The sequence below is a fragment of the Ligilactobacillus sp. LYQ139 genome, from assembly GCF_045033025.1.
GTDB lineage: Bacteria > Bacillota > Bacilli > Lactobacillales > Lactobacillaceae > Ligilactobacillus.
This window is the reverse complement of record NZ_JBJFZW010000003.1, coordinates 49,335-71,959: the sequence shown is the minus strand read 5'-3', so window position 1 is coordinate 71,959 and position 22,625 is coordinate 49,335. Positions and strand designations below refer to the sequence as shown.

Below are 22,625 nucleotides of genomic sequence, written 5' to 3'. Positions count from 1 at the left end.
CCTCCTTTTTTATAACCGGTAAACCTTTGCTTCATACGGCCGCAATACTTCGCCTTGATCATCGTTATAATTGCTGATCAACAGTTCAGCTCCCTGCGGCCCAGCATAATCGCGGGTCACCTCCCTTGCCGTATAATTCGTAACTACAAGTAACCGCGTGTGCCCGTCATCACGGGTATAAGCAAAGACCGCATCATCCGTTTCGTTTCCCGTAACCAGTGCATAATCACCATCCGTAATGACTGGAAGGGTATGCCGCAGCTCAATTAGTCGCTGATAGTAGTAGAAAACTGAATTCCGATCAGCAAGCGCTGCCGCCGCATTAATCTGTAAATAATTAGGGTTAACCGCTAACCACGGTGTATGTGAACTAAACCCGGCGTTTGGCCCATCATTCCACTGCATCGGCGTTCGGGCGTTATCCCGCGAGTGTTCTTGCAAGTAACGCATCATCGTGGTGCCATCAACGAGGTGTTGTTCATCAACTAATTGATGATAGGCATTAATCGACTCAAGGTCGTTATACTCCGCCAACCTATTAAAACGAACATTTGTCATGCCCAGTTCTTCGCCTTCAAAAATGTACGGGGTCCCCTGCATCATGTGAAGCATGGTTGCCAGCATCTTCGCCGACCGTAACCGAAACTCTTCGGTCTGGTCGTTTCCAAACCGCGAAACCACCCGCGGCTGGTCATGATTATTCCAGTACAGTGAGTTCCACGCCGTTCCCATCAACGCTGTTTGCCATTTACTCAGATTAGCCCGTAGCGCTCTGAGCGGAACCTTTTTGAGACTCCATTTTCCTAGGGCAGGATCCTCACTCTTATCCAACTCCATGTGTTCAAACTGAAACACCATGTTAAGTTCCCGCTCATCAAGGTTGGCGTATGCGCGCGCATCGGTCGGCGTTACGTCAGGGGTTTCGCCGACCGTAACCATCCGGTGCTTTCCCATCACGTTTGCGTGCATTTCCTGGAGAAATTCGTGCACCCGCGGACCGTTTGCCACGTTGGCATTCCCGTACAGCGCATTCATACTTTGCGGACCGTTTGGAAGTCCGGCGGGTTTAGAAATAAGGTTAATTACATCCATTCGGAACCCATCAACCCCCTTAGCAACCCACCAGTTCATCATGTCATAAACTGAATGACGCACGGCTGGATTTTCCCAGTTCAAATCCGGCTGTTCAGGAGCAAATAAATGCAAGTAGTATTCATCGGTTTGCTGGTCGTACTTCCATGCTGGTCCAGAGAAGTACGATCCCCAGTTGTTCGGGGCGTGTCCATTCTTTCCGGGCCGCCACACGTAGTAATCCCGGTATTTATTTGTTTTACTTTGACGGGCCTGCTTAAACCATTCGTGCTGGTCGGACGTGTGATTCACCACCAAATCCATTACCAGTTTCATTCCCCGCGCATGGAGTGCCGTCACTAGTTCTTTAAAATCAGTCATCGTCCCAAAATCAGGGTTAATTGCCTGATAATCACTAATATCGTACCCATTGTCAACCTGCGGTGACGGGTATATTGGATTAAGCCACAGGATATCCACTCCCAACTTTTGGAGGTAATCTAACCGTTGGATAATTCCCTGAAGGTCACCAATTCCATCCCCATTACTATCCTGAAAACTCTTCGGATAAATTTGGTAAACAACTGCGTTTTTCCACCAATGGTTATTCTTCATCTTCGGCTTCCTCCTTCACAACAACGTACTGGTCCTGACCGGCATACCGGAACCGCTGAATTCCCATCATCGTTTCGACAGTAATCTTCTGGTAACACGGTCTATACCCGTGGTGTTTGAGTTTAACCGTGGCCTGGCCAGCCGTTACCGTAACCCGATACAGATTATATTCACCTTTCTGATACTGGAAATCACACCCATTATCCTGGTAATGGGTCGTTGCCCCATCATTTCCAAAAACCCGGAACTTCATTTGCTTATCAGGAGCAGCAGCAACGTGCATCGTGACGCACCCCCACGGAATAATGGCGTTTTTCCGAACAAATAGTGGTAGGCAATCCAACGGCGCATCCACCACAATATCCTGGTTGCCGGCATATTCCCGGTTGTTCCAAAAATCAATCCATACCCCCGCCGGCAAATAAACTAAGCGCCGGCGTTGCGCCTTAACTACAACCGGTGCAACCAAGATGTCATCACCAACCATGTACTCATCGTTAACGTTTGCCGCCCGTTCATCATCCGGGTAATTTAAAATTACCGGCCGCATTACCGGCAACCCAGTTTCCTGGTGGTATGCAAAAAGGTCATACAGGTACGGGATAAACCGGTACCGTAACCGAACGTACTGCCGGTATATTCGAAGCGTCTGGTCATCAAACGCCCACGGCTCCTGATGCCGCGTTCCTAATTCACTGTGATTACGGTATAACGGACTAAATAATGCAGCCTCAACCCACCGAACCAAAAGTTCAGGCGTTGTATCAGAGGCAAAGCCCCCAATATCCGTTCCACAAAACGGGAACCCACTGAGCCCTAGGTTACATAATTGCGGAATTGCCCACTGCAGGTGCGGCCAAATACTCCGGTTATCACCGGTCCACACGGTCGAATACTTCTGAGTTCCGGCATAGGCCGCCCGGGTAATAACAAACGGTCGCTTCCCGGTGGCGTCCTTTATTCCTTCATAAGTTGCCCGTGACATGTTATGCCCGTACACGTTATGAACCTGTCGTTGGGGGACGGTCGTATCCTCATCCGTACATTCCAAGTCAAGCGGCAACGGACCGTTGAACGATGCGGGTTCGTTCATGTCGTTCCACGTTCCAGCAACCCCTAAGTCTGTAAGAAACCGCTGCTTTTGTCCCCACCACCGGCGCACACCAGGGTTCCCGAAGTCCGGAAAGACCGCATCTCCCGGCCAAACAGTATTTACGTACGGGCTCCCGTCATGATCCCGAATAAAGTAATGACGTTCTTTTCCTTCCTTATAGACCGAATACCGTTCATCCTTCTTAACGCCCGCATCAATAATCGTAACAAGCCGGTAACCCTTCCGTTTCATAGCTGCCACAAACGCCCGGGGACCCTCAGGGTACTTCCTTTGATTCCACGTGAAATCCCTGTACCCGTCCATGTAATCAATATCAAGGTGAATGGCGTCACACGGGATCTTATGCTTGGTTAACCCGTCCGCGACCGCCATCACTTCCGCTGCACTTCTGCTGTATCCCCACCGGGATTGCTGGTATCCTAACGTCCACTTCTGAGGAAGCGGGGTATGCCCGGTTAACCGGGTATAGTTCGCGACAACTTCCTTTAGTGTTGCTCCCCCTAAGAGGTAATAATCGAGGTTGCCTTCATCCGCAGAGTAGTAATAATACGCTGGGTTTTCCCGGCCAAAGTCAAAGTGGCTTCGGTTTGGATTATCAAAGAAAAGGCCCACCGGACAGCCGTGATCCAAACTAAACATCACCGGGATTGACTTATACAAATTAGGTTGAATTTCCAATTGGGGGGCAGAAAAATCTACGTTCCAGTTATCGTATGCATACCCCCGCTTATCCAGGTAGCCCGTTTTATCACCAAGCCCGTAGAAATGCGCCGTGGGCGATAATTGTTTAATAACGGTGATTGCTGCTTCTTGCGGAGCCTGAGCACCAAGCGAATGACCCTCACCGGCGATAAGTTTTCGGTGTTCCCGATCAACTTCATCCAACCCTTGCGGGGCCCGCTTCCCCCGGTAATCAACGGCAAGGGCATTCCCCGTAACGTCATACACATCAACGTGCCCCGATTCGTCAACTTTAAGCACCAACTTAGCCGTCCGTAATTCCGTTACTTCTTTGTCACGGGTTACGCTCACCGTTGTTTTCTCCCACGGCACAGTCGTAATTGCCTTAGAATGGGAGGGGTATCCCCGATCCTGAAAGACGTGAATTATTCCGGGCGAAATCACCGTAATGATCATCCCACTAATAGAAAAGGTCTGCTGTTGTTGCCAATCTAACATGTTAATCACCCTCCTACTAACTGCATTCGCTTCGCCCTTAATATAACTCTTATCGTAAACGTTTACAACACTGTTTTTACAAAAAGGTAAACGTTTACGTATAAGGGAATCAGATCTCCGCTTTTCGCGTTATAATAACTTTTAGATCTACCACGGAGGAACATGGTTATGAAACCGACAATTAAAGACATCGCTGCCCGAGCCGGCGTTTCCATTGCGTCAGTGTCCCGCATTCTTGCTAACAAAACCGGTTCGTTTAACGTCAAAACAGGCGAACGTGTCCGGCAAATTGCCCAGGAAATGGGTTACCAGCGAAATGAAACCGCTGCAACCTTAGTACGCCAGCAATCCAACGTAATTGCGGTCATCATTAATAACACCCCTACGCCGTTTGCAGCCCAAGTCATTCATGGCATCCAGCACCAGGCGAATGCCGCTGAAAAGCGGGTCATTATGCTTTCAGCTGGCGATAACAACACACACCTGCAGCACCAGGCAATTCAAACCGCACTACAACGCACCGTTACCGCCATTATCCTAGTCGGTGTATTCCCGGATGATCAGAGTACGGCCCTACTTACAGCCGCCCACGTTCCGTTTTGTTTTGCGGCCACCAGGCTACCCGCATACCCCTTCGTTAGTTCCGATGATTACTGGATTGCCTACCAGGCAGCCAACTATCTCATTGAGCATGGTCACCGGCGCCTCGCCCTTGTAGGAATTGACCAGGGGCCAACGGGAACGCAACGTCAGGCTGGTTTCCAAAGTGCCCTTACTAATGCAAAAATTGATATCCCTCCGGTAATCATAAATGGTGATTATGGGCGAAAGGTGGGCATTACCGCCCTCCCCGCCCTTAAAAGCCATAGTGTTTCCGCCGTTGTAGCCGGGAGTGACATGGTTGGTGCGGGAATCATCCAGGCAGCCCATCACGAAGGCTTGCACCTCCCTGACGACCTATCCATCATTTGCATCGACGGGACCTACATTTGCGAGCTAACTACCCCCCAACTCACGAGCGTAACCCAAAACTTTGCGCAGATTGGGGCGGCCGCCGTAGACCGGGTGCTCAACCACACCGCAGTAACTAATATTCCAACGGTAGTTACTCCCAGGGAAAGCGTCAAACGGATAAGGAAATAAACCAATACAGCCGATAATAATCCCCCTAAGTCTCGGACCTCATCTCAGACTTAGGGGGATTTCTCTAATATCAATTTTAATTTCGTTCTAGCACCGTCACACTTTCCACGTGGACCGTCTGCGGGAACTGGTCGACCGGCTGAATTGGCGCACTCACCCGGTATCCTGCCTGCATGAACTGCTGTAAGTCACGCACCAGCGTCGCCGGGTTACAGCTAACGTACACTACCCGCTGCGGTGCCATTTGAGCAATGCTTGCGATCAAGTCCGGCGTCAGGCCTTTCCGCGGCGGGTCAACAAAGACCACGTCCGGGCGAATTCCCTGGTCCGCCCACTTGGCCATCCATTCCTGGGCGGTTCCCACCGCAAACGTCGCGTTGGTAACTCCGTTTAACGCTGCATTCTGCCGGGCATCCTTAATCGCTTCCGGGACAACCTCCACCCCGTAGACGTGCTTGACGTGACGGGCCACCGTCAAAGTAATCGTCCCGATACCGCAGTAGGCATCGACCGCCGTCATTTCCGGCGTAAGGTGCGCCCGTTCAACGGCCGTTGCGTAAAGGCGTTCGGTTTGTTGCGGATTAACCTGGTAAAACGATTGGGCGGACACCGCAAACCGGACCCCGTTTAACTCATCGGTAATCGTTGGTTGCCCGGCTAACACCGTCGTCGTTTCGCCCATAATGACGTTTGTGCGCTTTGGGTTAACGTTGTGCATAACCCCCACAACGTCCGAACATCGCTGCATAATCTGGGCGGCAATCTCCTGGGCGTGGGGTAGTTTCCGGGAACGGGTTACCAGCACTACCATTACTTCGTGCGAATAGTACCCCCGGCGCACCATAATATGCCGCAATTCCCCGCGATGATGCTCCTCATCATATGCTGTGACCCCGTACAAATCACATACCGTACACACCACCTGCAAAACCGCGTCAATCCGTTCATCTTGGATCCCGTAGTCCGTGACCGGCACAAACTGGTGACTCCGTTGACGGTAAAAACCCGTTTGTAAGTGTCTGTGCACCGCTCGGACCGGAACCTGGGCCTTATTGCGGTAGTGCCACGGATCGTCCATCCCCATCACGGGCGCAACTTCAATCTTTAGGTGCGCTTTTTGTAGCAGGTCCGTGATGAGTTTGCGTTTAAACCGGAGCTGCGCGGCATAACAAAGGTGGGCTAACGGAGCAATTCCGGTCTGCGTGAGGACCTTATTGGGCGCAGCTATCCGGTCTGGGCTGGTGGTTTCCCACCGGACTACCCGCGCATACCCGAAGTTTTTTTGCACCTTCGTAACGTGGATGACCACCCGCTCTGCGGGAAGCGCCCCCATCACAAAGAGCGGGTACCCCGTCACCTTAGCAACTCCTAATCCCTGATACGTCAAATCGGTAATGGTCACGGTAAGTTCATCGTTTTTCTTTACTGGCGCGTGCTGCTTCACCGTTTTTTCCTCCTAAAAATAAAGGTGTGACAAAACAAAGAAAACGAGCATCGTGGAAGTACCAGGCCGAACCAATTACGCGAAGCATTGATAAGGCAGCTGGCAGACTTCTAGCTCGTTTGTTAGGGTTAGTCATCCCTACTTAATTCTTCTTTTCTTGCGCCTGCTCCTTAGCATCGAGTTCCTGCTGCAACCGGGTTGCTTCATCCTGATCAAGATCAGCAATCTCATGCATCAACTCGTCCCGGGTCGCCTGTTCAACCTCCGTCCGCGCCGTCACCGCCGTCTCCGGCAACTGATCCGTATTCGCACAGATTTCCAGGTGCTGCTTGAGGTTTCTAAACGTCATCGGCGCATCACCGCCGTACTCGCCATCGATATTGATCATCATCCGTTCACTCGCAGTTTTAGCGACTAGCTTCGCCGTCTTCACGTACAGAATGGACGGATCATCAATGTGATTGCCACCGGCAAAAACCTTCACCGCTAGCTTCATCAGGTCAAGCAAGTTACCCGTCTTCACCACAATCAGGGTAAACTTCCCGTCATCAAGGGACGCGTCTGGCGCAATCTGCTCAAACCCGCCAACGGAATTAGTCAGTGCCAGAAAGAACATTGACGCCTTACCATCATACGTACCACCGTCATACTCCAAGTGCATGTCGACCGGCTTAATTTTAGGAAGAAGTTCAGCTCCCTTAACCAAGTACGCCATGTACCCAAACATCGACTTTAATTCTGACGGAACACTGTACGTTAGCTCGGTTAACAGCCCCCCCGCCGCAATATTAGCGAAGTAGCGGTCACCCGCTTGTCCAATGTCAATCTTGATTGTTTGCCCCCGGGCAATTACCCGCGCTGCTTCAACCGGACTTTCCAGCGGGATGTGAAGGGCCCGGGCATAGTCGTTCGTTGTCCCAGCAGGGATAATTCCTAGCTTCGGCCGTTTTTTCAGGGGGGCCAAGCCGTTGACAACCTCATTAATTGTGCCGTCCCCGCCGGCCGCAATAATCAACGCAAACCCGTTCTTCGCCGCCCGAACTGCTTCGTTCTTTGCCGAATCGGGCTCCGGGGTCGTTGCGTACGCGCTCGTCTCATATCCCGCCCGTTCCATGATGGTCAGGATATCAACAAGGTCGTTCCTCATTGCTTCCCGTCCAGATGTGGGGTTATAGATAATGCGACACCGTTTTTGCATCTTCCTTGGTCCTTCCTAATACTCTTACCGCGCGTTTAAGCTCTTCATTAACAGCTTATTAACCACCTTCGGGTTCGCTTGACCACGCGTCTGCTTCATGATTTGGCCCACTAAGAAACCAACAGCCCGGTCCTTTCCGTTCTTAAAGTCAGTGATGGATTGTTCGTTATTATCAAGCACGTCATCAATAATTGGTTGTAACTTCGCCGGGTCGGATAACTGAACCATCCCTTTTTGCTCAACCCAAGCCCGGGGTTCCGTATCGTTCTTGATGATTTCCTTGAAGACTTTCTTCCCAATCTTCCCCGAAATCGTTTCGTCCTGAATCATCTTAATCATCGTTGCTAGGTGCGCCGGGGTCAATGCCGTATCAGCTAATTCGACCTGGTGGGCGTTTAAGTAGGAGTTAACTTCCACCATCAGCCAGTTTGCCGCTAACTTCGGGTCCGCCCCGTGGGCAACCGTCGCATCGAAGAAGTCGGACATTTCCTTCGTTTGTGTCAGAACATCCGTGTCGTACTCAGACAAGCCAAATTCGTTTTCATAGCGCTTCCGCCGCTCGTCGGGCATTTCTGGGATTGAATTGCGAACCGCTTCAATCCACTCATCAGAAATATGCACTGGCGGAATATCCGGTTCCGGGAAGTACCGGTAATCGTCCTTTCCCTCCTTCACCCGCATTAGAATTGTCTTGCCGGTCGGCACATCATACCGCCGTGTTTCGGACTGAATAGTGCCCCCGCTCATTAGAACCTGCGCCTGCCGGTTGGCCTCGTACTCCAGTCCCTTCCGAACATGGTCAAACGAGTTCAGGTTTTTCATTTCGGTCTTAGTACCATACTCAGTGGCCCCAAACGGCCGGATTGAGATGTTTACGTCCGTCCGCATGGATCCTTGTTCGAGCTTCACGTCAGAAACCCCAGAGAACATGATAATCTGCCGTAACCGCGTAAGATAACGGTAAGCCTCCTCTGGTGAGGCAATATCTGGCGCTGACACGATTTCAATCAGCGGCGTTCCCTGCCGGTTTAAATCAACGTACGAGTACCCGTTTGGGTTATGAGTGTTTTTCCCGGCATCTTCTTCCACGTGCATTTCCCGGATTCCAATCCGCTTCTTACTACCGTCTTCAGCGGTGATTTCTAACCAACCATTCCGCCCTAGCGGCGTGTCTGACTGGGTAATCTGGTACGCCTTCGGGTTATCCGGATAGAAGTAGTTCTTCCGGTCAAAGTGAATATCCTTGGTAATCTCACAGTTGAGGGCCAACGCAGCCCGCATTCCATACTCAAGAATACCCCGGTTTAGCTGGGGAAGAACCCCCGGATATCCCCAATCAATAACGTTAGTATCCGTATTCTGGGGCTGGCCAAACCGTACTGGGGCCGGTGAAAAGGCCTTTGACTTCGTCTTCATTTCAATGTGGACTTCAAGCCCAATCGTTGTTTCAAAGTTCATTAGTTCTGCCCCCCAATCGCTGGTACGTTCTCAAAGAACCGGGTCGCCTGTTCGTAGGCGTATGCCGCCCGGTACATGGTCTGTTCATCAAAGGAGTTAGCAATAATGTGGAGTCCGACTGGCATGCCATCCACGAACCCAGCCGGAACCGACATTCCCGGTAACCCAGCCAAGTTACTTGGAATCGTCAACACATCGTTCATGTACATTGCAACCGGATCATCGACCTTTGATCCGAATGAGAAGGCCGGAGTAGCCGTCGTTGGCGCCATGATAACATCATGATCCTTAAAGACACGCGCAAAGTCGCGGCATACCAAGGTCCGAACCTGAGCAGCTTTCTTAAAGAACTTATCGTAAGAGCCCGCTGCAAGGACGTAGGTCCCAAGCATAATCCGGCGTTTAACTTCCGGTCCGAAGCCTTCCGCCCGCGTCCGCATGTAGACATCCTCCAGGTTCTTTACGTCCTTCGCCCGGAAACCGTACCGGATTCCGTCGTATCGCTGAAGGTTAGATGATGCCTCAGCACACGCTTGAACGTAGTAAATTGGCACCCCGTACTTGCTGTACGGCAGGGAAACTTCGTCCACAACTGCCCCCAACTTTTCCATTTCAGCCAGCGCCTGCTTAATCGCATCCTTTACCCCATCAGCGATCCCCGCAGCGAAGTATTCTTTCGGCACCGCAATCCGGAGGCCCTTAACGCCATCTTCGATTCCGGCCGTAAAGTCCGGTACGGCCTTACTAGAGGTCGTCAGGTCATGATCATCATGGCCAGCAATTGCCCCTAGAACCAGCGCATTATCCTTCACCGTCCGGGTAATCGGCCCGACTTCATCCAAGCTAGAAGAAAAGGCAATCAACCCGTACCGGGAAACCCGGCCATACGTCGGTTTGGTTCCCACAACACCGTTAAACGTGGATGGCTGCCGCACCGAACCACCGGTATCAGACCCAAGGGCAACCGGGACTTCACCAGCGGCAACCGCAACCGCCGGGCCCCCGGACGATCCGCCCGGCACCTTTGTTTGATCCCAAGCATTCTTGGTCTGCTTAAACGCAGAAGTTTCCGAGGAACTTCCCATCGCGAACTCGTCCAGGTTTAACTTTCCAACGTTAATCATGCCGGCTTCCGCCAGTTTTTCCATTACCGTCGCATCATAAATTGGGTTGAAGTTCTCCAGAATCTTGCTGGCGGCCGTGGTCGTTAGTCCCTTCGTCACGATATTGTCCTTAATTCCTACGGGAATCCCCGCAAGAAGTTGGTTCTGATCAATTCCCCGCTCATCTAAAGCCGCCGCCTGCTTTAAGGCCGCCTCCTCATTAAGGGCCAAGAAGGCCTCAAGCTGAGGTTCGCGCTGCTTAATCGTCGCAAACGTTTCTTTGACCAGCTCAACCACGCTAAACTGCTTGTTAACCAGTCCCGCGTGAAGGGCTGTCAGGTCGTTTTTTAAGTAGTCCATCTAGCCTTCCTCGCTTTCATCAATAATTGCTGGCACCTTAATGTAGCCATCTTCGCTTTCCGGTACGTTTTTCATGAGTTCCGTCCGGTCCGTTCCTGGTACCGCTTCATCCGGCCGCATTACGTTGCGGGCGTCCGTGACGCTGTACGTCATCGGAACATCAGTCGTATCAACTTCTTGTAACTGTTCAACCATTTCCAGAATATCATCCATCTGGGCGGTAAATGTTGCTAATTCCTCGTCAGTTACGGCCATCTTTGCTAGTGCTGCAATGCGCCGGACTTCTTCTGCCGAAATTGCCATATTATCGTCTCCCCGTTTTGTAATCTTAGTAACTATTCAACACCTGTGCAGTAAACTTTCCCCCATCAGCCGGCCGGGTAATCACGCTCTGCGTTTGCCCGTTGGCGCCGTTAACTGTAATGTCAACCGGAATCTGTGACGGCAAGTACGTCTTGGCCGCTTGCGCAACGTACTGACTAAAGTGGGTGATTTCCGTTTCACTGTAAAACTGGGTTGTAATGGTAACCTTCATTCCCTGAATCTGCTTTCCCTTATACCGAGCCTGGGCGGTAACCCCCGCTAAGTTTGGGAAGAAGTTCTGGATCTTATTCTTAAAGTTTTCAAACGATTGCTCGTCGTTAGCGTTAGGCACCGAATGATCGGCGGTTGCCGGGAAAACTACGTTTTGAAAATCAGTTTGCTTCCAGTTACCGAGATCCGTCCCGTGGTAACTAACCGCGTACTCGTAAAACACCCCGCCAACTAGGCTATCGTTAGGCGCTTGCTTGTACATTCCTATCAAAATTGGCACATCGTTCCCAACCCCCGGCAACTTCCGTATGCGGGCAAGAACGGTCTGCGCCGCTTCCCGGCCCTTTTCTTCCATCGTTGCCGTTGGGATGTCCGTCGTAAACGTTGGCCCGTACTGCTCCTTTTCGTAGTAGTCCTTCTGGTTCATGCCAATTCCAATCGTCATCCCCCGCAGGGTAAGTTTATCGCCGTCCTGTTTCATATAGTCCTGCTCACCAATCTGCTGAACATACATCGGCGCCCGCTTGTTGGCATCCTTCTGGCCGTTATCCGGCGGGTTCAACCCGGTTGGATTATCCTTAGATTCCCGTTCTAGCCACTTCGTTACGGTCTTCTTAGTCAAATACTGGCCTTCCTGGAAAACGTAGCTCTTCGGCGAAAACTGCTGCTGTGACAATTCCGTCATTCCATCCTCAAAGCTCTTAAGATTTAGCTGGTTTCCGGAATCCTGATTAAGGTCAACGCCCCGGGCCTTAGCAGTCTTATACCGCCCGTTTTGAATGACCCCCTGATACTGGTGATCACTTGCTTGACCAGTGACCTGAATCTTATCGTTTGAACCCCGCGAATTGCTGTCCCGCCCGCAAGCGGCAAACAACAACGCACTCGCAAGAATCGTTCCCACGACTACTACTCTCTTCTTCACCGTTCTTCCTCCATTTGTGCGCAAAACGCGCCTTCGTCCATTACAGTGACCCCCAATTGCTGGGCTCGGGCCAGCTTACTTCCAGCAGCCGTCCCTGCAATTAACAGGTCCGTCTTCCCGGAAACACTGCCCGTTACGGTTGCACCGTGAGCTTCAAGCCACTTCTTAGCGTCCGCCCGTTTCATTGCCGTAAGTGTGCCGGTTAACACGACCCGCTTTCCACTAAAGAAACCGGACGTTACTGGTGTTTGCTGGGGTTTATGGTACGTCATATTGACTCCCGCAGCAGCAAGCTTACTAATCAACGTTACCACCGTTGGATTGGCGAAGTACTTCACCACGCTATCCGCAATGGTTTGCCCAATTGTCGGGATGGCCGCAATCGTATCTGCCTGGGCATTCTGAATGGCCGTCATTGTCTTAAAATGCGCCACAATCAACTGGGCCGCCTTTGCCCCCACGTGCCGAATTCCCAGACCAAATAATAGACGCTCAATAGAATTATTGCGGCTTTTATCAATTGCTGTCAATAGGTTTGTTGCTGATTTGTCCTTAATTTTATCCAATTGAACCAGCTGATCGAATGTCAAGGCGTATAAATCTGCCACATCGTGAACCAATCCGCGCGCAAAGAGCTGGTTAATAATCCGGGGGCCGACCCCCGTAATATCCATTGCGTTCCGGGAACAAAAGTGAGTCAAGCTTTCCTTAACAAGTGCCGGGCACGCCGGGTTAACGCACCGTAACGCCACTTCGTCATCGAGGTGAACCAACGGTGCCCCACACTCAGGGCAAGTGGTTGGAATAACGTAGGGTTGGCTGCCCGCTGAGCGTTTGGCAACTATAACCCGGTTTACCTCGGGAATAATATCGCCAGCTTTGTGTACCGTAACGGTATCACCCACCCTGATGCCCTTAGCTTGAAGATAATCCGGATTATGCAAGGACGCCCGGGAAACGGTGGTTCCAGCAAGCTGTACGGGGTTCATTATGGCCGTCGGGGTGACCACCCCGGTGCGCCCTACCGTCCACTCGATTGCCCGCACCACGGTTTCTTGTTCATCCGGCGGAAACTTGTAGGCAATCGCCCACTTAGGCACCTTCACCGTATTCCCTACCTGAGCGTGTACCGCCAACTGATTGGCCTTCAGAACAATGCCATCAATTTCATACGCCAGGTCCGCCCGTTTGGCGGTGTACTCATCAATGTACTCATCAAATTCCGCCCGGGTTGTTACGGTCCGGTAATCCGGGTTAACCTTAAAGCCCAGCGCTTGCAACTTGGCAAGCGCCCCACTTTGGGTAGTTACTCCCAGTTTCTCTGGTTCCATTAGGTAGTACATAAACGTGCTCAGTTGCCGGGCAGCCGTAACCCGTGAATCAAGTTGACGAAGCGAACCCGCCGCGGCGTTTCGTGGGTTCGCAAATACCGGTTCCCCGGCGGCTTCCCGTTCTTTATTAAGGGCTACAAACGCCGCTTTGGGCATATAACACTCCCCACGCACCTCGATTGAGACCGGCTCGGTCAACACCATCGGAATGGCCTTAATTGTCTTTAAGTTGGCAGTAATATCTTCACCGATTATCCCGTTTCCCCGGGTTGATCCCTTTACGAAATGCCCGTTTTCATACGTTACGGAAATGGCCAACCCATCGATCTTTAACTCACAGTTATACGCCAGGTTGCGGCCTACCGTCTCGTTTAGGTTCGTAATGAAGGTGGCTAATTCATCCTTTGAAAACACGTCTCCCAAGGATAACATCGGAATGGTGTGGGTCACTTTAGTAAATTGGTCAAGTACTGCGCCCCCCACTCGTTGCGTTGGTGAAGTGGGCACTACTAATTCCGGATACTGCTTTTCAATGTCTTGTAATTCCCGGTACGCCGCATCGTAAACGTGATCCGAAACGCTTGGCCGATCAGCCCCGTAGTATTCCCGTCCCCACTGGTTCAACTGCGCCCGGAGATGAGCGGCGTGTTGTTGAATTTTTACTGGAACTGTCATTTCAATTCCTCCTAAAGCTTGGTAATCGGGGCAAACGCGGCTAACAACCGCTTGATCCCCTGCTCCTTAAACGCAATGTCAAGTTCAAGGTCTTCACCATTTCCGTTAACCTTCACGACGGCTCCCTGCCCCCATTTCTTATGCATAACAAGGTCGCCAACCTTCCAGGTCTGCTTGTCTGCACCCGTTCCTTGAGGGCGTTCCACCGTTCCGGCCGGTTGCTTATATGCCGGTTGCTTATACGGTGTTGGGTGCGATTGGTTTCCAAACGGCAAATGAGCTTCATCCAGTTGCTGACTTCGCTGAGTAAGGGTATTATTGGCCGGTTGTAATAACTCATCGTTAATCTCTTCAATAAAGCGCGACGGCACGTTAGCCTGCCGCCGCCCATATAACGTCCGGGAAAAGGCGTTAGTCAAGAAAAGCTCCTCCTGAGCCCGAGTAATTCCCACGTAGGCTAGCCGACGTTCTTCTTCTAACTCATCATGGTCCTCGGTCGCCCGGGATAGCGGAAAGAGCCCTTCTTCCATTCCAACCATGAAAACCACCGGATACTCCAACCCCTTCGCCGCATGCAGCGTCATCAGTGTGACCTCGTCGGCATCCTCAATTTCGTCCTGAGCCGAAACCAGCGCCAAGTCAGCCAAAAAGTCCACAAACCGGTCCGCTTCCTCATCCTCCGGTTGCCACTGGCGGTCAAAGTCCTGCGTTACGGTCAGAAATTCATTTACGTTTTCAATCCGGCTTTCATTTAGTTCCTTATTCGCCCGCAACGCGTCCATGTACCCCGTCTCATCGAGGATTTGCTTTGTTAATTCCGTGACGGTAGTATCCTTTTCCGCACCCTTAAACGTCCGCATCATCCGGGCAAAGGCCAACAAACGGTTAGCAATCCGCGGTGTAACCCCCTCAATTAACGAGGCGCTTTCTGCTGCTGCTAACAACGATAACTGGTTGGTTTCCGCAAAGGCCTGTAATTTATCGAGTGTTCCGGTCCCAATTCCCCGCTTGGGCTCGTTGACCACCCGCTCGAAGCTAAGCGAATCATCCGGATTTGTCGCTAACCGCAGGTACGCCAAAACATCCGCAATTTCCTTGCGTTCGTAAAACTTATGCGCCCCGACAATCTTATACGGTACGTTAGCTTTTATTAGTGCTTCTTCCATCGTTCGGGACTGAGCGTTAGTCCGGTACAACACGGCAAAATCACGGTAATGGCGTCTGGAAGTCTGCCGTTCGCGGTTAATGTTTTTAATCACGTAGTACGCTTCATCGTTAGCATTATCCGCCCGGTAGTACTTAATTTTGTCTCCGGCAGCATTATCAGTCCACAGCGCCTTCTCCTTCCGGTTGGTATTATTCTTAATCACCGCGTTGGCAGCTGCAAGAATCGTCTTCGTTGACCGGTAATTTTGCTCCAGCTTAATGGTCGTGGCGTCCGGGTAATCGGCTTCAAAGTCCAGAATGTTTTGCATGTTAGCCCCCCGCCAGCCATAAATACTCTGGTCGGCATCCCCCACCACGCACAGGTTGCGGTTGGCCTTCGCTAACATTGCAACCAACTCATACTGGGCTTGGTTGGTATCCTGGTATTCATCAACGTGAATGTACTGGAACTTACGCTGGTAGTAAGCCAGGGTATCAGGTGCCTGTCTAAATAACTGGATGGTTTTCATAATCAGGTCATCAAAGTCCATCGCTTGATTAGCATGCAGCCCTTCTTGGTATTCACGGTAAACCTTTGCAACCACGTCTTGAAACGGGCCGACCGCCTTAGCAGCGTAGTCCGCCGGCGTTAACATATCATTCTTAGCGTTTGAAATGGCGCCAAGAACCCCCCGCGGATCATACCGTTTAGGGTCAATGTTTAAGTCACTCATTACGTGCTTAATGAGGGTGCGTTGCTCGCTGGTCCCCGCTACCGTAAAGGAACGATCATACCCAATTTCCCCAGCATTCCGCCGCAAAATACGCATACACAGGGCATGAAACGTTGACACCCAAATCTCGGCAGCACCGTCCCCAACAATTTGGTTCACCCGCGTCCGCATTTCCGTTGCGGCCTTATTGGTAAACGTAATGGCTAAAATATTCCATGGATTAACGTTTTTTTCAGCAATCAGGTACGCTACCCGGTGAGTTAGTACCCGGGTCTTCCCGCTTCCCGCCCCGGCAATTACTAGGAGCGGGCCTTCCGTTGTCTGTACCGCTTGGCGTTGCTGCGGGTTCAATCCCGCTAACAGGTCGTTTACTGCCACAAGTTCCACTTCTTTCTCCTTAATTAGCTAATCTTCATTATAACAAAAAAAAGCGGGGCGGCAGCCGCCATCATCCCTTGATGGCTTCTGTCACCCCCCCAATTATTCGTCTGGTTCCGTCACCGTATCCCAAATTGCCGTTGAATCAATCTGGTCCCGGGCCTCCTTGATGGTTGGTGCCATTGCTAATAGGTAGCCTAAAGGCCGGTGGGCTTGCAGCGATTGCGGGTAACGAAAGAAGTTATACCGCCAATTGCTTTTTAGCACCCACTGTGTCCGCAATGCTGGCATATCCTCCTGCTCAACAATTACCATGGCTGTTGGTTCGAGAATCTCCGTCCGCGCCAGCGGCATATTAGCAATCGCCCGGATGTGCTGGGCAAACATATTGATGTTTATCGCCGCGTCAAAGACATACCCTGGCATGGATAAAGCCGGCACAATCCGCTTGACATACAGCATTCCTTCCGCCGTCATAAAGTAACTAACTTCAAACGTTCCGCGCGCCTTAAACTGCTGAACAATTTGCATCGATAGCCGCTGAATTTCCCTTTCAACGTCATGGCTAATCTGCGCGGGCACGAGTGTTTCGTGTAACCGCCCGTCATGGTAAATATTCTCAATAATTGGAAAATAATTCTGAGCCTTTTTCCCGTCCCGGGTCACGATAACGGAGAGTTCCTTCACAAACGGTACCCAGGTTTCCAGGATAAACGTTCCGCCCTGTTCCAACAGGCCCGCACACTTTGCGATGTCCGTCTGCCGCTTAATTATCATAAACCGGTCATCCCCCGGCTGCTTTTGAACGGGTTTTAACACACACGGATACCCAATCGAAGTAACCGCCTGGTAGACATCATCCAGCGTGATAATCGTTGCGTACGGCGCAATGTTAACGTTTAACTGATCGTAAAAGGCCCGCTCAAGCAGCCGATCCTGGGCGATCTCCAGTAATTCCGTTCCCTGAGGTACCTGCGTGTACTTGCTAACTACCTCAACGGCTTCCAGCGGAACTTCTTCTGATTCGTAAGTCACCGCATCACACCGCTGGGCAAAGTCCTGGAGGCGTTGGTGGTCGTCCATTCGTCCGACCATTGGAACGTCCGCTTCTGCAAGGGCGGGATTCCCCTCCTGCGTGCAGTACACAACAACCTTAAAGCCTAGTTTCTTTGCTGCCCGGGCCAACATGATTCCGTTCGGGCTATCACCAATAATCCCGACCGTGCTGCCCGGAAATAAAACATCATCCGCCATCCCAACAACGATCCTTTCATCCGCAAAACGCGCTTGTTTCACGTTATTTTACCACAAACATACTACAAAAGAGTGTTCATATCATTAATCATACTGGTCAAGGTGATACTGCCTAATTAACCGGATCAACTTCGCCGCGTAGTCTGGATCACTTGCATATCCCCCGTTCTGTAAGGCACGGGCCGCCGCAACGTAATTGGAAGCTTGCAGTACTCCCGCATACCGCTGATTACCTGCAAGCAACTCATCGTGGGCCATCACAGCTGCCTGCCACGTGGGATACACCACAAAACTAGCCCGCACCGTAATCCACTGCCCGTTAACGTATTCCTTGGTCAGCATCATTGCCGAGTTGGTTCCGGTTCCCTTGACCCCGAATAAGTTATTGTACTTACGCGCAAGTTCGCTTTGCCCCCAGTCCGACTCCAACGCCGCCTGAGCCAGGGTAATGCTAGCAGGGACACCGGTAACTCGTTGGGCGCGCTGGGCAATAGGAGCCACCTGTTTAATAAACGTTTGCCGCTGCTGGGCGGCAGGCGTCACTGGAGTGGGTGGTAGCGCGCGGCGAACGCCCCAATCTGTTAAGCCACAAATGATAAAGAACATTACCACAATTACGCTCACACCTCGCCGGTGGCGCCGGATTATTCGCTTTAATTTTCGCCACCACCGGCGCATTTAATCACTCCTGTCGCCAAATCCCCGCTGAGCCAACGCCCACGTAATTGGAGGAACTACCATCATTGCTAAAACCACCTCAGGAATTCCGTTAGTCGCCACCACCGTCAACAAATACGGCAATAACGCATGGACGGCCACCCCGTATAATGCATGCGCATGTCCCCGATACAGTAGGTAGATGAAGCCCAGTACTAATACAGTATTAGTAAGGGCGCCACTCCCCGCCGCCACGGCGGCACCAAGTTGCCGGTGCTGTCGGCCCAACCGCTTAAACACCATTCCCGCAACCACGCCAACCAAAACCCGGGGGAGCACGGAAACAACCGGATTAACCATCACCAAGGCTGCCAGCGGACTTGTCGGCCAGCAAAACGCTCGGAGCCAGTCGATTACCCCCCAAATCCCCCCAATTAAAGCACCAGCCCGGGGGCCAAAAATTACCGCCGCCACGGCAACCGTAACGGGGATCACCGTAATACTTAAGGGGCCAATTGGAATATACCCTAAAAACGGCACAATGTTTTGGACAACAATGATCGCCACCAACAGCGTCAGCGCGACCATTTTGCGCAACCGTTTCTTTGTATTCATCAGTTTTCCCTCCTCATTGGCCCTTATTGTACTACATTTATACCTCAAAACGGGGATCACCGCTAGGGTCCCTGAAACCCGGTGCGGTCATCCCCGTTGATGACTACTAATTTTTTGCTGGTTAGCGCCTACTTATTCTGGTGTTCCCGGACAAACCGGGTAATTTGCTTGCCGGCCTGCTGCCCAAAGATTACAGTATCAGCAATGGAGTTCCCCCCGATCCGGTTGTTTCCGTGCAAGCCCCCGGCAACTTCCCCGGCAGCGTACAATCCTGAAATAACCCGCCCGTTCGTGTCGTACACGCGGGTTTGCGGGTCGATGTGCAAGCCCCCCATCGAGTAATGAATGGCCGGCGCAATGTGGATGGCGAAGAACGGTCCACCCGTAAACTGGTGGTTCAAACCAGTCGTCCGCCCAAAGTCTGCGTCGTTTTGATCAGCAACCACCGTGTTCCACCGGTCAATCGTGGCCGTTAATTTGTCCGCCGGAACACCAATCTTCTTGGCAAGGGCGTCAAGCGTTTCGCCATGCTCGACTAACCCAACGCTGTCATAAAAATCGATGGCCTTAGCGTGGTCACGAACATCTTGATTAAAAATCAGGTAAGCACTCTTTTCTGGCAGGGCCGTAATTGCCGCAGAAACCACCTTCCGCGTATCCAATTCATTAATAAACCGCTCCCCCTGGCCGTTAACCAGAATGGCGCCTTCCCCCCGCACAGCTTCTCCAATCAGGTATACATGTGGGTTATCCTGCTGGACGGTTGGGTGAATCTGAATAAAGTTCATGTCAACGAGCTGGCCGTCAACCTCTTCCGCCAGTTTCAAGCCATCACCAGTGGCCCCTTCTTGGTTGGTTGTTTTGTAGTTTACCAGATCCGGCCGGTACTTCTTGATGAGATCCTTAGCGGCCCCAAACCCACCAGTAGCAAGAAGAACCGCCGGTGCCTTCACGGTTCGTTCCTGCCCGTTTTCATCGGTCAGCTTTACGCCGGTGACCCGATTAGCATCATCGTGTAACAGCTGCGTGACTTTTGTGTTATTAAAGACCGGAACGTTGTCTTCCTGAACCACCTGTAGCAGGTGCTTGATAAGAAACGCTCCAATTGGCGCCGTGCTGGCAGGCCGGTGGGCCCGTTTCCGGCTCATCCCCCCGGTAATCGTCACGTCCTCAAGCTTAATCCCATGGTCAAAGAGCCAATCAACCGCAAGGGCAGCATGGGACGTGAAGTAGCGCAACAGATCCTGATCATTAAGCTTCCCACCGCCCTGGTACGTCTCGGTGTAAAAGTCATCAATGCTGTCGACAATTCCATGCCGCAGTTGCACGTTTGTTTCCGCCGCATTCATCCCTGAAGATGCTCGGTTGGAATTCCCCCCCAGCTTCTCCATCTTCTCAAAAACTGCCGGTTTCAAGCCAAGTTCCTTAGCCTGAATTGCGGCCACCAGCCCGGTCGCTCCAGACCCGACAATTACCACGTCATACTGATTCTTCAGCATGTTTGCGCCCCATGGTTGGTACCAAAACTTCGCCATTTCACTTACCTCCGTTAGTCATCCTGATCAATGTTTGTCATTTTCAATGGGTCAACCCACTCGTCAAACTGTTCAGCCGTTAGCTTTCCGGACTTCAGCGCTGCTTCCCGCAGGGTTGTTCCTTCCTTATCGGCCTGCTGCGCAATCTTTGCACTGTCGTGATAGCCGATATGCGGCGACAAGGCCGTAACGGTCATCAGGGAGTTATCAACGAGCTCTTTCATCCGCTCCTCGTTAACCGTCATTCCGGCAATCATCTTGTCGGCAAAGCCCATCATCGTGCCCCGTAACAGGTCCGCGGATTCCAAGAAAGCCGCAATCATCACTGGCTTGTAAACGTTCATCTCAAAGTTCCCCTGGGAGCAAGCCACGTCAATCGTCACGTCGTTCCCCATTACGCGGGTAGCCGCCATGGTAATGGCTTCCGCCTGCGTTGGGTTCACCTTCCCCGGCATAATGGAAGATCCTGGTTCGTTAGCCGGAATATTTAATTCGTTGTACGCCGCCCGCGGACCAGAAGCTAAGAATCGCACGTCGTTAGCAATCTTCATCAGATCGGCTGCCAGCGATTTAATGGCCCCGTGGACCACGTTAATTCCAGAGTGAGCCGCTAACCCGTAGAACTTATTGCTCTTAGCAGTAAAGTCAAAGCCGTAGTACTCCTTAAACTTAGCAGCAATCATGTCGGCAAAACCCGGCACAGCATTTAAGCCCGTTCCAACGGCGGTTCCCCCAATCGCCAATTCAAGTAAGGTATCATCCAATTCCTTTAAATAGTCCAGGTCATGCTGAACCATGCTGACCCAACCGCTTACTTCCTGACCAAACGTCAACGGCGTGGCATCCTGCAGGTGGGTCCGCCCAATCTTAACGGTCTTCCAGTACTGCTTTTGCTTCTTGGCTAACTCGTCAATTAGGTGCTGAGCGGCCTTCTCAAGTTGAGCAACCGCCTCAACTGCTGCCACGTTCATTGCCGTCGGGAAGGTATCGTTTGAACTTTGCCCCCGGTTAACGTCATCGTTGGGCAGAATCTCGATGGACGGATCCAGTTGCATCGCCTTGTTAGCCACAACTTCGTTAACATTCATGTTTGTTTGTGTTCCCGAACCCGTCTGGTAAACGTGCAACGGAAAATCCGCCCGCAGTTCATCATCACTAAGGGCAAGCAGACTGTCGACCGCTTGAATAATGAGTTCACCCTTTGCCTGGTCAATATTCTTTAATTCCAGGTTGGATTCAGCAGCGGCCTTCTTGATGTTTAACATTGCCCGAATAATCACAATCGGCATCAACTCGCCCGTTGGGAAATTGTTCCGACTCCGCTCGGTCTGTGGCCCCCACAATGCCTCGGCGGGAATTTTAACTGGACCTAGTGTGTCCTCTTCAATGCGATATTCAGTCATTGTACTTCCTCCTTAAAGTGAGTTAATTGTTACCTATCCTACATCAAAAATAATACAGAATGACCAGTTTTATGTCAACCCTTACATTGGCTTAATATAGGTGTTCTAATTGATATTTATCGCCGTGTTTAAGCTTAAATTACCGTGCTCCTTTCCTGAATTTGTGAAACTATACATTTATTTTTTTGAATTCATTCTCTAAAAAAACGGTGACCCTCAATTATTCGGATCACCGCTTAGCTAGAAGCACAAATTAATCTTTCCGCTTCTTATTTTCCTCAATTCTTTTATCAAGCCCGGATTGCCGTAACAACGTCACCGTCTCCTTTAATACCCGCTGGAAGGTTGCGATGTCATCAGCGGAAACCTTTCCCCCCAGGTCTTCTTGTAACCTCTTCCAGAAGTCATCACCACCAGCCCGCATCATTGAACGGTACTTATCCGTGACAAACAGGTGCGCAACTCGCCGGTCTTTTTTATCCATCACCCGGTCAATTAACCCTAAACTAACCAACTTTTTAACATGGTAGTTAGTGTTGGGTGTTGACTGATCCAACAGGTGAGAAACCGTTCCAATCGTTGGCTTTCCCAGTTGATTAATCGCTTCCAGGTAACAAATATCAAATGCTCCCAAACGCTCCATTTCACTGTCGTCGTTGCCGCTAATCACCTGATGCAGATGGAGCTGCTGACTTAAATCCAACATTAGCTTTTCAAACGTTGCCATTATCAATAACCTCCAATAACCTCTTA

17 protein-coding genes are annotated in these 22,625 nt (G+C 51.3%); 1 reads left to right on the top strand and 16 read right to left on the bottom strand.

Annotated elements, in window-relative coordinates; genetic code table 11:
- Positions 1–9: 9 nt before the first annotated feature.
- Both ACI3E1_RS03770 and ACI3E1_RS03765 read right to left on the bottom strand, forming a co-directional pair.
- Complete coding sequence (locus ACI3E1_RS03770) at positions 10–1,686, bottom strand: alpha-glucosidase (protein ID WP_405024324.1); 1,677 nt, start codon at positions 1,684–1,686, stop codon at positions 10–12.
- Complete coding sequence (locus ACI3E1_RS03765) at positions 1,676–3,979, bottom strand: glycoside hydrolase family 31 protein (protein WP_405024323.1); 2,304 nt, start codon at positions 3,977–3,979, stop codon at positions 1,676–1,678. The genes ACI3E1_RS03770 and ACI3E1_RS03765 overlap by 11 nt, the downstream gene beginning before the upstream one ends.
- Before the next feature lie 168 nt (positions 3,980–4,147).
- Here ACI3E1_RS03765 and ACI3E1_RS03760 point away from each other — a divergent pair, with 168 nt between their 5' ends.
- Positions 4,148–5,122 (top strand): LacI family DNA-binding transcriptional regulator, encoded by a 975-nt coding sequence (locus tag ACI3E1_RS03760; protein ID WP_405024322.1) that lies wholly within the window; start codon positions 4,148–4,150, stop codon positions 5,120–5,122.
- A 76-nt stretch (positions 5,123–5,198) separates the two neighbouring features.
- Here the strand turns inward: ACI3E1_RS03760 and rlmD are convergent, their stop codons facing one another.
- From rlmD to ACI3E1_RS03690, 14 genes are all read right to left on the bottom strand, one after another.
- Complete coding sequence (gene rlmD, locus ACI3E1_RS03755; RefSeq protein WP_405024321.1) at positions 5,199–6,566, bottom strand: 23S rRNA (uracil(1939)-C(5))-methyltransferase RlmD; 1,368 nt, start codon at positions 6,564–6,566, stop codon at positions 5,199–5,201.
- A 142-nt stretch (positions 6,567–6,708) separates the two neighbouring features.
- Complete coding sequence (locus ACI3E1_RS03750; RefSeq protein ID WP_405024320.1) at positions 6,709–7,764, bottom strand: diacylglycerol kinase; 1,056 nt, start codon at positions 7,762–7,764, stop codon at positions 6,709–6,711.
- A 24-nt stretch (positions 7,765–7,788) separates the two neighbouring features.
- Positions 7,789–9,222: an Asp-tRNA(Asn)/Glu-tRNA(Gln) amidotransferase subunit GatB gene (gene gatB, locus ACI3E1_RS03745; protein WP_405024319.1), complete on the bottom strand. Its 1,434-nt coding sequence runs from the start codon at positions 9,220–9,222 to the stop codon at positions 7,789–7,791.
- The gene (gene gatA, locus ACI3E1_RS03740) at positions 9,222–10,685 is read right to left on the bottom strand and encodes an Asp-tRNA(Asn)/Glu-tRNA(Gln) amidotransferase subunit GatA (RefSeq protein ID WP_405024318.1); all 1,464 of its coding nucleotides are present in this window, start codon (positions 10,683–10,685) and stop codon (positions 9,222–9,224) included. The genes gatB and gatA overlap by 1 nt, the downstream gene beginning before the upstream one ends.
- Entirely contained in the window at positions 10,686–10,988 is a 303-nt protein-coding gene (gene gatC / locus ACI3E1_RS03735; protein ID WP_405024317.1) for an Asp-tRNA(Asn)/Glu-tRNA(Gln) amidotransferase subunit GatC, read from the bottom strand. It lies immediately after the preceding gene.
- Between the two features lie 25 nt (positions 10,989–11,013).
- Entirely contained in the window at positions 11,014–12,144 is a 1,131-nt protein-coding gene (locus tag ACI3E1_RS03730) for a CamS family sex pheromone protein (protein WP_405024316.1), read from the bottom strand.
- Complete coding sequence (gene ligA, locus ACI3E1_RS03725; RefSeq protein ID WP_405024315.1) at positions 12,141–14,150, bottom strand: NAD-dependent DNA ligase LigA; 2,010 nt, start codon at positions 14,148–14,150, stop codon at positions 12,141–12,143. The genes ACI3E1_RS03730 and ligA overlap by 4 nt, the downstream gene beginning before the upstream one ends.
- 11 nt (positions 14,151–14,161) lie before the next feature.
- Entirely contained in the window at positions 14,162–16,408 is a 2,247-nt protein-coding gene (gene pcrA / locus ACI3E1_RS03720; protein WP_405024451.1) for a DNA helicase PcrA, read from the bottom strand.
- Between the two features lie 102 nt (positions 16,409–16,510).
- Positions 16,511–17,662 (bottom strand): ATP-grasp domain-containing protein, encoded by a 1,152-nt coding sequence (locus tag ACI3E1_RS03715; RefSeq protein WP_405024450.1) that lies wholly within the window; start codon positions 17,660–17,662, stop codon positions 16,511–16,513.
- Between the two features lie 84 nt (positions 17,663–17,746).
- Entirely contained in the window at positions 17,747–18,340 is a 594-nt protein-coding gene (locus ACI3E1_RS03710; protein WP_405024314.1) for a glycoside hydrolase family 73 protein, read from the bottom strand.
- The gene (locus tag ACI3E1_RS03705) at positions 18,341–18,934 is read right to left on the bottom strand and encodes an ECF transporter S component (protein WP_405024313.1); all 594 of its coding nucleotides are present in this window, start codon (positions 18,932–18,934) and stop codon (positions 18,341–18,343) included.
- 128 nt (positions 18,935–19,062) lie between these two features.
- Complete coding sequence (locus ACI3E1_RS03700; RefSeq protein WP_405024312.1) at positions 19,063–20,469, bottom strand: flavocytochrome c; 1,407 nt, start codon at positions 20,467–20,469, stop codon at positions 19,063–19,065.
- 14 nt (positions 20,470–20,483) lie between these two features.
- Positions 20,484–21,872, bottom strand: coding sequence for a class II fumarate hydratase (locus ACI3E1_RS03695; protein WP_405024311.1), 1,389 nt, complete (start codon positions 21,870–21,872; stop codon positions 20,484–20,486).
- A gap of 253 nt (positions 21,873–22,125) precedes the next feature.
- Complete coding sequence (locus ACI3E1_RS03690) at positions 22,126–22,599, bottom strand: MarR family winged helix-turn-helix transcriptional regulator (protein ID WP_405024310.1); 474 nt, start codon at positions 22,597–22,599, stop codon at positions 22,126–22,128.
- Between the last annotated feature and the right edge of the window lie 26 nt (positions 22,600–22,625).

Bases quoted from the DNA above. Each gene is read 5' to 3' on its own strand.
- ACI3E1_RS03770 (WP_405024324.1), bottom strand. From the start codon at position 1,686: ATGAAGAATAACCATTGGTGGAAAAACGCAGTTGTTTACCAAATTTAT.
- ACI3E1_RS03765 (WP_405024323.1), bottom strand. From the start codon at position 3,979: ATGTTAGATTGGCAACAACAGCAGACCTTTTCTATTAGTGGGATGATC.
- ACI3E1_RS03760 (WP_405024322.1), top strand. From the start codon at position 4,148: ATGAAACCGACAATTAAAGACATCGCTGCCCGAGCCGGCGTTTCCATT.
- ACI3E1_RS03750 (WP_405024320.1), bottom strand. From the start codon at position 7,764: ATGCAAAAACGGTGTCGCATTATCTATAACCCCACATCTGGACGGGAA.
- gatB (WP_405024319.1), bottom strand. From the start codon at position 9,222: ATGAACTTTGAAACAACGATTGGGCTTGAAGTCCACATTGAAATGAAG.
- gatA (WP_405024318.1), bottom strand. From the start codon at position 10,685: ATGGACTACTTAAAAAACGACCTGACAGCCCTTCACGCGGGACTGGTT.
- gatC (WP_405024317.1), bottom strand. From the start codon at position 10,988: ATGGCAATTTCGGCAGAAGAAGTCCGGCGCATTGCAGCACTAGCAAAG.
- ligA (WP_405024315.1), bottom strand. From the start codon at position 14,150: ATGACAGTTCCAGTAAAAATTCAACAACACGCCGCTCATCTCCGGGCG.
- ACI3E1_RS03715 (WP_405024450.1), bottom strand. From the start codon at position 17,662: ATGGCGGATGATGTTTTATTTCCGGGCAGCACGGTCGGGATTATTGGT.
- ACI3E1_RS03710 (WP_405024314.1), bottom strand. From the start codon at position 18,340: ATGCGCCGGTGGTGGCGAAAATTAAAGCGAATAATCCGGCGCCACCGG.
- ACI3E1_RS03705 (WP_405024313.1), bottom strand. From the start codon at position 18,934: ATGAATACAAAGAAACGGTTGCGCAAAATGGTCGCGCTGACGCTGTTG.
- ACI3E1_RS03700 (WP_405024312.1), bottom strand. From the start codon at position 20,469: ATGGCGAAGTTTTGGTACCAACCATGGGGCGCAAACATGCTGAAGAAT.
- ACI3E1_RS03695 (WP_405024311.1), bottom strand. From the start codon at position 21,872: ATGACTGAATATCGCATTGAAGAGGACACACTAGGTCCAGTTAAAATT.
- ACI3E1_RS03690 (WP_405024310.1), bottom strand. From the start codon at position 22,599: ATGGCAACGTTTGAAAAGCTAATGTTGGATTTAAGTCAGCAGCTCCAT.